12 protein-coding genes are annotated in these 13059 nt (G+C 70.2%); 11 read left to right on the top strand and 1 reads right to left on the bottom strand.

Annotation, left to right across the window (positions count from 1 at the left end):
- Positions 1 to 50: 50 nt before the first annotated feature.
- The 10 genes from C936_RS0100285 to C936_RS0100330 all read left to right on the top strand — a co-directional run bounded on the left by C936_RS0100285 (position 51) and on the right by C936_RS0100330 (position 11745).
- Complete coding sequence (locus C936_RS0100285; protein ID WP_018174866.1) at positions 51 to 1184, top strand: alkaline phosphatase family protein; 1134 nt, start codon at positions 51 to 53, stop codon at positions 1182 to 1184.
- A gap of 65 nt (positions 1185 to 1249) precedes the next feature.
- Entirely contained in the window at positions 1250 to 1552 is a 303-nt protein-coding gene (locus C936_RS0100290) for a hypothetical protein (RefSeq protein ID WP_018138962.1), read from the top strand.
- Positions 1553 to 1570: 18 nt separating this feature from the next.
- On the top strand, positions 1571 to 6103 hold the full coding sequence (locus C936_RS0100295) for a DEAD/DEAH box helicase (RefSeq protein ID WP_018174867.1): 4533 nt from the start codon (positions 1571 to 1573) through the stop codon (positions 6101 to 6103).
- Positions 6104 to 6388: 285 nt separating this feature from the next.
- Positions 6389 to 6832 carry a type II 3-dehydroquinate dehydratase gene (aroQ, locus tag C936_RS0100300; protein ID WP_018174868.1) on the top strand — a complete coding sequence of 148 codons (444 nt, stop codon included), beginning with the start codon at positions 6389 to 6391 and terminating at the stop codon, positions 6830 to 6832.
- Between the two features lie 7 nt (positions 6833 to 6839).
- Positions 6840 to 7301, top strand: a complete 462-nt coding sequence (accB, locus tag C936_RS0100305) for an acetyl-CoA carboxylase biotin carboxyl carrier protein (protein ID WP_018174869.1) — start codon at positions 6840 to 6842, stop codon at positions 7299 to 7301.
- A gap of 33 nt (positions 7302 to 7334) precedes the next feature.
- Positions 7335 to 8681 (top strand): acetyl-CoA carboxylase biotin carboxylase subunit, encoded by a 1347-nt coding sequence (accC, locus tag C936_RS0100310; protein WP_018174870.1) that lies wholly within the window; start codon positions 7335 to 7337, stop codon positions 8679 to 8681.
- Positions 8681 to 9562 (top strand): 50S ribosomal protein L11 methyltransferase, encoded by an 882-nt coding sequence (gene prmA / locus C936_RS0100315; RefSeq protein WP_018138958.1) that lies wholly within the window; start codon positions 8681 to 8683, stop codon positions 9560 to 9562. The genes accC and prmA overlap by 1 nt, the downstream gene beginning before the upstream one ends.
- A 51-nt stretch (positions 9563 to 9613) precedes the next feature.
- Complete coding sequence (locus C936_RS0100320) at positions 9614 to 10351, top strand: hypothetical protein (protein ID WP_018174871.1); 738 nt, start codon at positions 9614 to 9616, stop codon at positions 10349 to 10351.
- Positions 10352 to 10411: 60 nt separating this feature from the next.
- Positions 10412 to 11404, top strand: a complete 993-nt coding sequence (gene dusB, locus C936_RS0100325; protein WP_018174872.1) for a tRNA dihydrouridine synthase DusB — start codon at positions 10412 to 10414, stop codon at positions 11402 to 11404.
- Positions 11405 to 11406: 2 nt separating this feature from the next.
- The gene (locus C936_RS0100330) at positions 11407 to 11745 is read left to right on the top strand and encodes a helix-turn-helix domain-containing protein (RefSeq protein WP_018174873.1); all 339 of its coding nucleotides are present in this window, start codon (positions 11407 to 11409) and stop codon (positions 11743 to 11745) included.
- 65 nt (positions 11746 to 11810) lie between these two features.
- On the opposite strand, the gene C936_RS0100335 is transcribed toward C936_RS0100330, so the two are convergent.
- Positions 11811 to 12590 carry an inositol monophosphatase family protein gene (locus C936_RS0100335; protein ID WP_018174874.1) on the bottom strand — a complete coding sequence of 260 codons (780 nt, stop codon included), beginning with the start codon at positions 12588 to 12590 and terminating at the stop codon, positions 11811 to 11813.
- 130 nt (positions 12591 to 12720) lie between these two features.
- Here C936_RS0100335 and C936_RS0100340 point away from each other — a divergent pair, with 130 nt between their 5' ends.
- The gene (locus C936_RS0100340) at positions 12721 to 13038 is read left to right on the top strand and encodes a DUF2322 family protein (protein WP_018174875.1); all 318 of its coding nucleotides are present in this window, start codon (positions 12721 to 12723) and stop codon (positions 13036 to 13038) included.
- Positions 13039 to 13059: the final 21 nt, after the last annotated feature.

Raw genomic sequence — 13059 nt, forward strand, 5'->3', positions numbered from 1 at the left:
AATCGGCCGTCGACCACATCCTGCGCGCTCGGCTGGAAGCGCCGGGGCTGATGGACCTGCTCGGCCAGATTGAGGCCAGCCTGAAACCGGCGGCCAGCCACCCGCCGCTGCCGGGCGTATCCGAGCACCTGGGGCCGGACCGCCACATCGTGCTGTGGCTGATCGACGGCTTTGCCACCCGCTATCGCCGCCATACACCGCTGCTGGGCGCGGACTACGTAACCGACCTCGAGACCGTGTTCCCCAGCACCACGGCCACCGCGATCACCAGCATCCTGACCGGGCGCACGCCCGCGCAGCACGGCCTGCTCGGCTGGCACACCCGCCTGCCGTCCGCCGAACGCACGCTGACGGTACTGATGGGCCAGGAGCGCGACGCCGAGGACCGCCCGGCCACGCTCGGCTACCGCGAGCTGACCGGCCGCGTACAGCCAGACCGCCTGGTCGACCGGCTCGGCTGCCACACCACCATGATCGGCCCGGACTGGATCGGCGGCACCCCGTACAACCGCATGATGAACAGCTCCGCCGCGTTCATCGGTTTCGAGGACCTGTCCGAACTGCCGGCGCGGGTGGCCGCGCACGTGAACGCGACCCCGGGGCCGCATTTCACCTACGTCTACTGGTCGGAGCTCGACCACCTGGGCCACCAATACGGCCCGGAAAGCCCGGAGGTGGAGCGCCACCTGAAGCAGCTGGACCTGGCCTACACCGCGACCTGCGCGCAGATCCAGCGCCCGGAAAGCGTGTTCCTGACCACCGCCGACCACGGCATGCGTACCATGGAACGCCGCCTGGACCTGCGCGAGCACCCGGCGGTGCAGGCCTGCCTGCGCCACCGCCTGACCGGCGAGCCACGTGCCGCCATCGCCCATGTGCGCGAAGGACGCGACACGGACTTCCTGACGGCCCTGGACGCCGCCTTCGGCGCGGACGTAGCCGCAGTCCCCGCCGCTGACTGGCTGGGGCCCGGCACGCTGGGCCTGCCGCCGGGGCATGACCGTGAGCACCCCGAGCTGCGGGCACGCGCCGGCGACTACCTGCTGCTGCCCGCGGAGGACGCCTACCTGGTGGACCCACCGGACGACGACGAGGGGCCGTTCTTCGTCGGCGCCCACGGCGGCCTGTCGCCGGAAGAGCGGCATATTCCCCTGTTTCTTCGGAATATCGGCCAGTCGCGGTAAACTATCGGGTTCTGTGCCGGCCAAACGGGCTGGCGCTGGCTGAAACAAGACTGTCCCGAGATCCCATGAACGACACCGCCGACCAGACCTACAACAACGCCGCCCAGCACCTGATCGAGCTGGCGAACCGGCTCGCCGATGACGGCCAGGCCACCGAGACCGGCGACGTCGCCGACGGCCTGCTGGCCGGTGCCGTGCACTTCTGGCTGTACAGCCGCCAGCCCTGCGGCGATCCGTTGTGCGAGGACTGCGCCCCGTTCGCGGACGCCGAGAGCCGTCTGGCCATGCTGCACGAGCTGATTGACGAGCTGGCGCGCGACAGCGACTACTTCCACGCCACCACCGACACCACCGTCGGCCACGCCTGACCCGCTACGCCCGAGCCGATGCCGGTCACGCCCTTTCGCCCCGCGACCGATACCTGGTTCGGCGAGGCCTTCGGGCAGGCGACCGCGATCCAGTCGCGCGGCTGGCCCGCGATCCGGGCCGGCCATCACTGCCTGCTGATCGCCCCCACCGGCAGCGGCAAGACCCTCGCCGCCTTCCTCAGCGCCATTGATCGCCTGACCGGCGAGCCCGCCCCGGATGCCCGTCGCGGCTACTCGGTGCTCTACATCTCGCCGCTGAAGGCGCTGGCCACCGACATCGAACGCAACCTGCGCGCCCCGCTGACCGGGATCGCGCAGACCGCCGCGCGCTTGGGCGATGATGCCTCGCGCGAGCCAGTGGTCCATATCCGCACCGGCGACACCCCGCAGGCCGAGCGCCGCGCTCAGGCGCGCGAACCCGGCGATATCCTGGTGACCACGCCGGAGTCGCTGTACCTGCTGCTGGGCTCGCAGGCCGCCGAGAACCTCGAATCCGTCCACACGGTGATCATCGACGAGGTGCACGCGCTGGCCGGCAACAAGCGCGGCGCACATCTCGCCCTGTCGCTGGAACGCCTGGCCGAGCGCTGCGACAAGGACCCGCAGCGCATCGGGCTGTCCGCCACCGTGCACCCGGTGGAGGTGGCGCGCGGCTTCCTCGGCGGCGACCGCGAGGTGGAGGTGATCGACGCCGCCGAGCCCCCGCGCCTGGACCTGGAGATCCTCGCCCCCGAGGAGCCGCCCGCCGCGCACGCAGCGCCGACCGTCGAGGGCCCGGATACGACGCCCCCCTCGTCCGGCCCGATCCCGTCCGGCTCCATCCTCGGCGCGGTGTACAGCCAGGGCACCGGGCAGCTCCCCGCCGCTGGCGGCGACCGCGCCGCACGCCTGGAGCCGCGCCTGCTGGCCGCGATCCTGGAGCACCGCTCCACCATCGTGTTCGTGAACAGCCGCGGGCTGTGCGAGCGTCTGGTCCAGCGCATCAACGAGGCCTGGCGCGAGCAGCAGCCGGAGGATGCCGAACCGGTGGAGGATCTGGTCGCCGCTCACCACGGCAGCGTGTCCCACGAGCGCCGCGCCGAGATCGAGGGCCGGCTGAAGACCGGGCGCCTGCGCGGCATCGTCGCGACCAGCTCGCTGGAACTGGGCATCGACATGGGCGCGGTGGACCTGGTGATCATGGTCGAATCCCCCGGCGCGGTCGCCCGTGGGCTGCAGCGCGCCGGGCGTGCCGGGCACGGCGTGGGCCAGGTCTCGCGCTCGCTGCTGCTGCCGCGCTTTCGCGGCGACCTGCTCGAATGCGCGGTGATCGGCGAGCGCATGCAGGCCGGCGCGCTGGAACCGATCCACGCCCCGCACAACCCGCTGGACGTGCTGGCCCAGCAACTCGTCGCGATGGTCTGCGAACGCCCGCGCACGGTGGACGAGCTGCACGCGCTGGTCCGCCGCGCCGCACCCTGGCGCGAGCTGTCGCGGGCGCTGCTCGAGGCCACGCTGGACATGCTCTCCGGCCATTACCCGAGCACCGACTTTGCCGACCTGCGCCCCTGGCTCGCCTGGGACCGCGCCCGCGACGAGCTGACCCCGCGCCGAGGAGCGGCTCTCGCCGCGCGCCTGAACGCCGGGACCATCCCCGACCGCGGGCTGTACGGCGTGCATGTCGGCGAGGGCGGGCCGCGCATCGGCGAACTGGACGAGGAGATGGTGTTCGAGCTGAAGACCGGCGAGAACGTGACCCTGGGTGCCAGCACCTGGCACGTGGAGGCGATTACCCGCGACCGCGTGCTCGTCTCCCCCGCCCCCGGCGAGGTCGGCAAGCTGCCGTTCTGGCATGGCGACGGCCCCGGCCGCCCGATCCAGCTCGGCCAGGCCATCGGCGCCGCGACCGAGCGGCTGGCCCGCATGAACCGCGCCGAACGCACGACCTGGCTCAGGGAACACGCGCCACTGTCGGAGGCGGCGGTCGAGACCCTCAGCGACTACATCGACGAGCAGCGCGAGGCCACCAGACAGCTGCCCTCCGACCAGCGCATCGTGGTCGAGCGCTTCCGCGACGAGGTCGGCGACTGGCGCGTCTGCATCCTGACCCCGTTTGGCGCGCGCGTGCACGCCCCCTGGGCGCTGGCCCTGCAGAGCGCGCTGACCAGCCGCTCCGGCTTCGAGGTGCAGGTGATGTACACCGACGACGGCATCGTGCTGCGCCTGGCCGACAGCGAGGACCTGCCCGAGCTGGACAGCCTGTTCCCCGACCCGGAGGAGCTGGAGGAGGCGGTCACCCGCGAGCTGGGCCACTCCACGCTGTTCGCCAGCGCCTTTCGCGAGAACGCGGCACGCGCCCTGCTGCTGGTACGCAACCGCCCCGGCCAGCGCACCCCGCTGTGGGCGCAGCGCCTGAAGTCGCAGCAACTGCTGGCCTCGGTGCGCGAGTACGCGAGCTTCCCGGTGGTGCTGGAGACCTACCGCCAGGTGCTGGCCGACGTGTTCGACCTGGACGCCCTGCGCCAGATCCTGCGCGGCGTGCAGGAACGCCGCATCCGCGTGCACGAGGTGGAGACGCCGCAGGCCTCCCCGTTCGCCCGCAGCCTGGTGTTCGCCTATGTCGCGGCCTACATCTACGAGCAGGACGCGCCGATGGCCGAGCGCAAGGCCCAGGCGCTCACGCTCGACCGCGGCATGCTGGCCGAACTGCTGGGCCAGGCCGAGCTGCGCGAACTGATCGACCCCGAGGCCCTGGCCGAGCTGGAGGCCGAGCTGGCGCACGCCACCGAGGCGACCCGGGTGCCGGACGCCGACGCCCTGCACGACCTGCTGCGCCGGCGCGGGGACCTGAGCCCGGACGAAGTGGCGGCCGCCTGTGCCGAGGCACCGGGGCCGTGGCTGGAACAGCTCGCCCGGTCCCTGCGCGCGGTGGAGGTGCGCATCGCCGGCGAGTCGCGCTGGATCGCGGCCGAGGACGCCGCGCTCTACCGCGATGCCCTCGGCGTGGTGCCCCCGCCCGGCCTGCCCGCCACCTTCCTGGAACCGCCGCAGCGCCCGCTGGAACAGCTGCTGCGCCGCTACGCCCGTACCCACGGACCTTTCCGCAACGAGGACCTGGGCGCTCGCTACGGCCTCGCGCCGGGCGCACTGCTGCCGGCGCTCGAGAGCCTGGAGCGCGCCGGCGTACTGCTGCGCGGCGAGATCCGCCCGCAGGGCACCGGCGAGGACTGGTGCGAACTGGACATCCTGCGGCGACTGAAACGCCGCACCCTGGCGCGGCTGCGCGACGAGGCGGCCGCGGTCGATGCCCGTGCGCTGGGCCGCTTCCTGCCCGCCTGGCAGGGCCTGACCGAGCCCGGCCGCGGAGCCGGCGCCCTGCGCGACACGCTGACGCAACTGGAGGGCATCGCCCTGCCCTGGTCCGCCTGGACCGCCCACGTACTGCCGATGCGGGTGCGCGACTTCTCGCTGGATGCGCTCGACCGCATCACCGCCTCCGGGGAGTTCGTCTGGGTGGGCAGTGGTGCGCTGGGCCAGCGCAACGGGCGGGTCCGCTTCCTGCGCCGCGAACAGGCGATGGTGCTGCTGGAACCGGAGGCCGATGCCACGAATACCCCCGCCAGCGACGACCCGCTGGCGCAGGCGATCCTGGACACCCTGGACCAGCGCGGCGCCTGCTTCTACCTGGAGCTGGAACGCGCGGCCCGGACGGCGCAGCCGGATGCCCGCCAGGACGCGATCGAAGCCGCGATCTGGGACCTGGTCTGGGCCGGGCAGATCACCAACGACACCTTCGCGCCGCTGCGCAGCCTGGGCCAGCGCAGGACCTCCGCGCGCGGCCGGCGACGCCCGGGACAGGGTCTGGCGGGCGGGCGCTGGTCACGAGTCGCCGAGCTGATCGACCCCGGCGTGTCGCTGACCGAGCGCGCCCGCGAACAGGCCGAGAACCTGCTGGCCCGCTACGGTGTGGTCAGCCGCGAGATGGCCCGCGCCGAGGGCCTGCCCGGCGGCTTCGGGCGCGTGTATCCCGTCTACCGCGCGATGGAGGACGCCGGCAAGCTGCGCCGCGGCCACTTCGTCGAGGGCCTGACCGGCGCGCAGTTCGCCCGCGCCGGCGCGGTGGACCGCCTGCGCGCCCTGGAACGCGCGGCCGACGACACCCCCGAACCGCAGTGGCTGGCCAGCGTCGACCCGGCCAGCCCCTGGGGCCAGCTCCTGCCCTGGCCACAGCCGCCGGAAGCGGCCGAGGGCCGCCTGCGCCGCGTGGCCGGGGCGCTGGTCGCGCTGGCCGGCGGCCAGCCGCTGCTGTACCTGGCCGCCTCCGGTCGCCAGCTGTTCGTCTGGGAGACCATCCCCGGCATCGACACCGCGGAGGAGCACGCCGCCCTCGTCACCGAGGCCATCCGCCAGCTCGCCGGGAGCCGCTGGCTGCCGAAGCGCCGCGGCGTCACCATCGAGAGCATCAACGGCGAACCGGCGCGCCAGTCCCCGTTCGCCGCCGCCCTGCGTGCCGGCGGCGCCCTAGGCGAGGTCCGCGGCCTGCGCCTGGAGCCACCCGCCGGCCGCCGTTGATGCGATTCGCTGCGCTCATCGGCATCCTACCGTGACATCGGCGCGACCTAGGGTGCGCTGAGCCCTGCGAAACGCACCGTTCGCCCGGAATCTCTCGAAGCTCGAACGGCTGCCCCAACCCATCGGCATATCGCAGTCGCCCATCACACGAGCCCGGGCAAAAAACGCCTGTCTGGCTGGACACTCGCACCACCGGTACGGCAGAATCCCGTTCATTCGATGCACCTTCCATTTTTGGTGCAATCGCGTCCATTCACGACAGGATCGCAGCCGATTCCGCCCATCATGCCTTCTATCCTGCTACTCAACGGCCCCAACCTGAACCTGCTGGGACAGCGGGAGCCGGAGCGGTACGGGCACCATACGCTGGCGGACATCGAGGCCGACCTGACTGCGCACGCCCAGGCCGCCGGGGAGACCCTGGCCTGCTTTCAGAGCAACCACGAGGGCGAGCTGATCGACCGCATCCATGCGGCACGCAGCGAGGGCGTACGCCGCATCCTGATCAACCCGGGCGGCCTGACGCACACCAGCGTAAGCCTGCGCGACGCCCTGCTGGGCGTCGACATCCCGTTTTACGAGATTCACATCAGCAACATCTACGCGCGCGAGGCGTTTCGTCATACTTCGCGCCTGGCCGATGTCGCCGCCGGCACCCTGAGCGGGTTCGGCGTCATCGGCTACCGGATGGCACTGGACGCGGCAATCGCGGCCCTCAAGGAGTCATAGACACCCCATGGATATTCGCAAGGTCAAGAAACTGATCGATCTGCTCGACGAGAGCGGCATCCACGAGATCGAGATCCACGAAGGCGAGGAATCGGTGCGCATCACCCGTTCGCCGAGCGGCTCCGCCGTGGCCGCCGCCCCGGCAGCGATGCCCGCCCCGGCACCGGCCGCCGCCCCGGCCGCCCCGGCCGCCCCGGCGGGCGAGGCCGCGGCACCGGCGGCGCCGGAAGTGGACGGCCACCCGGTCACCGCGCCGATGGTCGGCACCTTCTACCGTGCCCCGAGTCCCGGCGCGAAGCCCTTTGTCGAGGTCGGCCAGACGGTAGAGGTCGGCGAGACGCTGTGCATCATCGAGGCGATGAAGATGCTCAACCCCATCGAGGCGGACCAAGCCGGCACCATCCGCGACATCCTGGTCGAGAACGGCAACCCGGTGGAATACGGCCAGCCCCTGTTCATCATCGGCTGACGCCCCCCGACTTCGCTGCCTACAGGTCCGAGCATGTTTGAAAAGATTCTGATCGCCAACCGCGGCGAGATCGCCCTGCGGGTCCTGCGCACCTGCCGCGAGATGGGCATTGCGACGGTCGCGGTGCACTCCAGCGCCGACCGCGACCTGAAGCACGTGCGCCTGGCCGACGAGTCGGTCTGCATCGGGCCGGCCGCCTCCGGCGAGAGCTACCTGAACATCCCCGCGCTGATCGCCGCGGCCGAGGTCACCGATGCCGGCGCGATCCACCCCGGCTACGGTTTCCTGTCGGAGAACGCGGACTTCGCCGAGCGCGTGGAGTCCTCGGGCTTTGCCTTTATCGGCCCGCGCGCCGAGACGATTCGCCTGATGGGCGACAAGGTCTCGGCCAAGCAGGCGATGCAGGATGCCGGCGTCCCCTGTGTGCCCGGCTCCGGCGGCGCGCTGACCGACGACGCCGACACCAACATGGCGCTGGCCCGCGAGATTGGCTACCCGGTGATCATCAAGGCCGCCGCGGGCGGCGGTGGCCGCGGCATGCGCGTGGTGCACACCGAGGGCGCGCTGCTGCATTCGATCTCGCTGACCCGCAACGAGGCCCAGCAGGGGTTCGGCAACGACACCCTGTACATGGAGAAGTACCTCGAGCACCCGCGCCACGTGGAGTTCCAGATCCTCTCCGACAGCCACGGCAACGCCATCTGCCTGGGCGAGCGCGACTGCTCGATGCAGCGCCGCCACCAGAAGGTGATCGAGGAGGCCCCGGCACCGGGCATCACCGACGAACAGCGTCAGGCCATGAGCGAGCGGCTGGTGCGGGCCTGCCAGGAGATCGGCTACCGCGGCGCCGGGACCTTCGAGTTCCTGTACGAGAACGGCGAGTTCTACTTCATCGAGATGAACACCCGGCTGCAGGTCGAGCACACGGTGACCGAGCAGGTCACCGGTATCGACCTGGTGCGCGAACAGATTCTCATCGCGGCGGGCGAACCGCTGTCCCTGACCCAGGATCAGGTGGAGATCCGCGGGCACGCGATCGAGTGCCGCATCAACGCCGAGAACCCGGCCACGTTCATCCCCAGCCCGGGCACCATCCAGCAGTATCACGCCCCGGGCGGGCTCGGCATCCGCATGGACACCCACATCTACAACGGCTACGCGGTGCCGCCCTACTACGACTCGATGATCGGCAAGCTGATCGCCCACGGGTTTGACCGCAAGATCGCAATCGCCCGCATGCGCGGCGCGCTCGGCGAGATCGTGATCGACGGGATCGAGACCAACATCGCCCTGCACAGCGAGCTGATGAATGATGCGAACTTCCAGAACGGTGGGACCGATATCCACTACCTGGAGAAGAAGCTGAAGTCGCTGACCTGATGAGCCTCGCCGAGCTGCAGTGCCAGATTGCCCCGGAGCAGGCCGAGCCCCTGGAGGATGCCCTGTTCGAGCTTGGCGCCGTCAGCGTGGAGCTCCACGACGGCGCCGACGAGCCGCTGTTCGAGCCCCCGCTGGGTACCCATCCGCTTTGGTCCAGCGTGTGCCTGAAGGCCGTGTTCGCCGACGCCACCCAGGCCGAGCTGGCCGCGGCCTCGCTTGAGCGACTCCAGCCGGCGCCGGAATCCATCTCCGTGGTCGCGATCGAGGATCAGGACTGGGTGCGCGCGGGGCTCGATGGCCTGGGCGCCATCCACTGCGGGGGCCCGCTGTGGATCGTGCCCTCCTGGGAGACCCCGCCCGACGTCGAGGATGGCGTGTTCGTGCATCTCGACCCGGGCCTGGCCTTTGGCACCGGCAATCACCCGACCACCGCGATGTGCCTGAAATCACTGGCGGCGAACCCGCCACGCGACCAGCAGGTGCTCGACTACGGCTGCGGCTCCGGCATCCTCGCGATCGCGGCGCTGAAGCTGGGGGCACGACATGCGGTGGGCACCGACATCGACCGCCAGGCCGTCCAGGCCACCTACAGCAATGCGGCGGAAAACGACATCTCCGAGGACCGGATCGAGGTCGGACTGACCGATCACCCGGTACCCAATGCCGGCTTTGATCTGGTTATTGCCAACATCCTGGCCAAGCCCCTGATCGACCTCGCCCCGGAACTGGCCCGCGCGGCCCGCCCGGGGGCACGCCTGCTGCTGGCCGGCCTGCTGGAGCGCCAGGCCGACGAGGTCATGGCGGCCTACGCGGACGCCTTCGACATCGGGATCGAGGACACCCGCGAGGGCTGGGCCCTGCTCAGCGGGCGCCGGCGCTAGCGTATGCGCCCGCGACCGGTCTTCTGGCACGGCTGACCGGAGCCCCTCGCGATGCTCGCCCGCTGTCCCCATTGTGGGGTTGCCCACACCCTGACCCGCGGCGAAGAGCTACGACTGGACCGGGCACATTGTGATGCCTGCGGTGCGGACTTTGCGCTGTTCGTGGCACTCGAGATCGGCGGCGCCGGCGAACGGGCAACCGGCCCCGGCATCTCGGCGGTGCGCCACACTGCCTCCCTGGATATCGAGCGCAGCCCCCGGCGCCAGACACTGGAACTCGATATCGATACCCGCCCCGGGCAGACCACGGCATTTCCGGGACGACGCCCGGGGCGGGCCTTCGCTGCCTTTCTGGCCCTCCTGCTGCTCGCCCTCCTCGCCCTGCAACTCCTGCTGGCGCCGCCGGTGCCCCCGGGGGCCTGGAGCGGACTGGACGACGCCCGGGCGAGTCTCTGTGCCACCCCGCGGGTCGAGGATCTCTGCCCGCCATGGGAACCTGGGCGCGAACCGGAACGCATCCGCGTCTCCTCCCCCGATCTGCACCTCGCCAACGCGGGAGACCTGTCCATGCGCTTTGAGCTGGAAAGCCCACTGCAACAGGGATGGCCGGTCATAGACGTTTGGCTGTCGGACCGACTGGGGACACCCCGCGGCCATTGGCGACTCCATCCGGCGGACGGCCATGCCAACCTTCAGGCACCGATGGCGGCGGGTCACCGCTATGCGATCGAGATCGAATTACCTGATACCGGGCCGCACATCACCGGGGCCCACATCACGCTGCACTGACCCCGCCCCGCTCAACGCTGCTAGACTCTCGGGTTTTACCCTGCTGGTTCGAAATCCCGCATGCAGCTCGGCCCCCACCATTTCCCCGGCCCACCCGTGTTCCTGGCCCCGATGGCCGGTGTCAGTGACCGGCCGTTGCGCCTGATCGCGCGGCGCCTGGGCGCGAGCGCGGCTGTCTCGGAGATGGTCACCTCGGACACGCGCCTGTGGGGCAGCGACAAGAGCCGGCACCGGCTGGACCACCGCCAGGAACCCCGCCCGCGCATCGTGCAACTGCTGGGCAACGAACCCGAACCGCTGGCCGAGGCCGCGCGCGAGAACGTGCGCCGCGGGGCGGACGTGATCGACCTGAACCTCGGCTGCCCCGCCAAGAAGGTCTGCAGCAAGGCCGCAGGCTCGGCCCTGCTGGGGGAACCGGGGCGGGTACGCGAGCTGCTGACCGCACTGGTGGAAAGCGTCGAGGTCCCGGTCACGCTGAAGATGCGCCTGGGGCTGGATCGCGAGCGGATCAACGCCGAGACCATCGCGGGCATCGCGCAGGATTGCGGCATCGCGATGCTGACCGTGCACGGGCGCACCCGCGCCGACGCCTATCGTGGCACGGCCGACTACGAGGCCATCGCGCGTGTGGTACGCGCCGTTTCCATCCCGGTGCTGGCCAACGGCGATGTAGTCGACATCGACAGTGCGCGCCGGGCGCTCGCAACCACCGGCGCGACCGGACTGATGATCGGGCGCGGGGCACAGGGGCGCCCCTGGCTACCCGGCCAGATCCGCGCCGCCCTGGCCGGCGAACCGGTGCCAGCCGACCCGGCATGGGATACGCTTCTTGCGCTGATCGAGGAGCATTTGCAGGCATTGCATGCGCAATACGGCGAAATGCAGGGCGTGCGTATCGCGCGCAAGCACCTGGGCTGGTATCTTCAGCACATGGGTCTCGGGGAGGACCCAACCCGGGCGGCACGGGCTTCCCTTCTCGCCGCCACTACCGCTAGTGAACAGCTTGGGCGCCTGCGCGCCATTCTGTCAGGAATCACAAGCGAGGCCGCATGAGGATGGACGTACCCTCTTTAGAACAAGAACAAAGCGGGGAACCGGTATCATCCGGCAACCTCGCGTCGGGCTGCGTACTCGCCGAGTCGGTGCGCAATGCGCTGGACCAGTATTTCGAGACGCTGGACGGGCAGAGTAGTCACGACCTCTATGCGCTCGTAATGAACGAGGTCGAGCGCCCGCTACTGGCCTGCGTGCTGGAGCGCTGCAACGGCAACCAGAGCCGGGCGGCGGCGCTTCTGGGGCTCAACCGCGCCACGCTGCGCAAGAAGCTGCGTGCCCATGGCCTGATCAGCGAGAACGGCCACGGGAACGGAAACGGGAACGGCGCCCAGCGCTAACTCACCCCGCCGGACCCGGCACACGCCCGCCACCTGCACGGGCGTGTGCGCAATCATCGACCGATCTAGCCCTTCCAGCCGAGGCGCTGCAGCGCCGTGCGGTGCAGTTCCGGCGTCGCGGCCGCCAGCACGTTGGTGGTCTGCAGGTCCAGCTCGCCGCCAGACAGATTGGTGAAGGTCCCGCCCGCCTCGCGCACAATCACGGCCAGCGCCGCGATATCGAGGATGTTCACATCCGACTCGATGATCAGGTCGATGCTGCCGCGCGCCAGCAGGTGGTAGTGGTAGAAGTCGCCATAGCCGCGCGTGCGATTGACCTCGGCCATGATCCCGCCCAGCGCCGCCCAGCCTTCGGGATTCTGCGCGAGGGTCTTCAGGTTCCCGGTGGACAGCGAGGCGCGGCCCAGCTCGGTGGTCGGGGCGACGGCAATCTTTTCGCCGTTGAGGTAGGCGCCCTGGCCCTTTTCCGCCCAGGCGCGCTCGCCGAACTGCATGCCATTGGACAGCCCCAGGATCAGATCGCCCTTGTGCATCAGCGCGATCTGGGTGGAGAAGAACGGGTAGCGGCGCACGAAGCTCTTGGTGCCGTCGATCGGGTCGATCAGCCAGACATAGTCGGAGTCCATGTCCGACTGGCCGGTTTCCTCGCCGTAGAAGCCGTGATCCGGGAAGCGCTCGCGGATCACCTGGCGGATCGCCTGTTCGCTTTCCACGTCGGCGCGCGTCACGGGCGTGTCGTCGGGCTTGGTCTCCACATCGACGCCGGCGGCGTAGTAGTGACGAATGACCTTGTCCGCGGCATCGGCGGCGGCCTGGGCGGCCTCCATAAACGCGCTTTGCTGCATGCTGCTACCCCTTCAAAAAAAGGAGCTATCTTAGCATGCCGCCCCCAGCGGCTCTGGCCAGGAAGCGGTCGGCGGTTGTCCCGGCCCCGGCATGCCCCGATAATGCCGCCATCTTTTCGAGGAGTCCGACATGCCCAAGAAGCTGCCCGACGTCAGCAATCTCGAACGCCTGGAACTGTTCGGCGAGGACTACAACCCGAGCGCGACCATCGAGAACGTGGACGGCCAGACCCTGTCGCTGCAGATCTACTACCAGCTGGCGCTGGACTACGGCGGCATCGGCCCGAAGGCCGCCAACTCCGGTTTGCTGATGTACGGCAGCCATGCCGACGATGCCCGCGCCAACCCGGGCAAACACCCGAACATCGACCGCCTGTTCGAGATCCTCGACAAGGGCTACTACCTGTCGGTGAAGGCTGTACCCAAGCGCAAGAGCCGCGCCAGCTAGTTCCTTGCGGAGACGTTCTCC

This window comes from Thioalkalivibrio sp. ALJ4 (assembly GCF_000377225.1).
Classification (GTDB): domain Bacteria; phylum Pseudomonadota; class Gammaproteobacteria; order Ectothiorhodospirales; family Ectothiorhodospiraceae; genus Thioalkalivibrio.

Bases quoted from the DNA above. Each gene is read 5' to 3' on its own strand.
- C936_RS0100285 (WP_018174866.1), top strand. From the start codon at position 51: ATGGACCTGCTCGGCCAGATTGAGGCCAGCCTGAAACCGGCGGCCAGC.
- C936_RS0100290 (WP_018138962.1), top strand. From the start codon at position 1,250: ATGAACGACACCGCCGACCAGACCTACAACAACGCCGCCCAGCACCTG.
- C936_RS0100295 (WP_018174867.1), top strand. From the start codon at position 1,571: ATGCCGGTCACGCCCTTTCGCCCCGCGACCGATACCTGGTTCGGCGAG.
- aroQ (WP_018174868.1), top strand. From the start codon at position 6,389: ATGCCTTCTATCCTGCTACTCAACGGCCCCAACCTGAACCTGCTGGGA.
- accB (WP_018174869.1), top strand. From the start codon at position 6,840: ATGGATATTCGCAAGGTCAAGAAACTGATCGATCTGCTCGACGAGAGC.
- accC (WP_018174870.1), top strand. From the start codon at position 7,335: ATGTTTGAAAAGATTCTGATCGCCAACCGCGGCGAGATCGCCCTGCGG.
- prmA (WP_018138958.1), top strand. From the start codon at position 8,681: ATGAGCCTCGCCGAGCTGCAGTGCCAGATTGCCCCGGAGCAGGCCGAG.
- C936_RS0100320 (WP_018174871.1), top strand. From the start codon at position 9,614: ATGCTCGCCCGCTGTCCCCATTGTGGGGTTGCCCACACCCTGACCCGC.
- dusB (WP_018174872.1), top strand. From the start codon at position 10,412: ATGCAGCTCGGCCCCCACCATTTCCCCGGCCCACCCGTGTTCCTGGCC.
- C936_RS0100330 (WP_018174873.1), top strand. From the start codon at position 11,407: ATGGACGTACCCTCTTTAGAACAAGAACAAAGCGGGGAACCGGTATCA.
- C936_RS0100335 (WP_018174874.1), bottom strand. From the start codon at position 12,590: ATGCAGCAAAGCGCGTTTATGGAGGCCGCCCAGGCCGCCGCCGATGCC.
- C936_RS0100340 (WP_018174875.1), top strand. From the start codon at position 12,721: ATGCCCAAGAAGCTGCCCGACGTCAGCAATCTCGAACGCCTGGAACTG.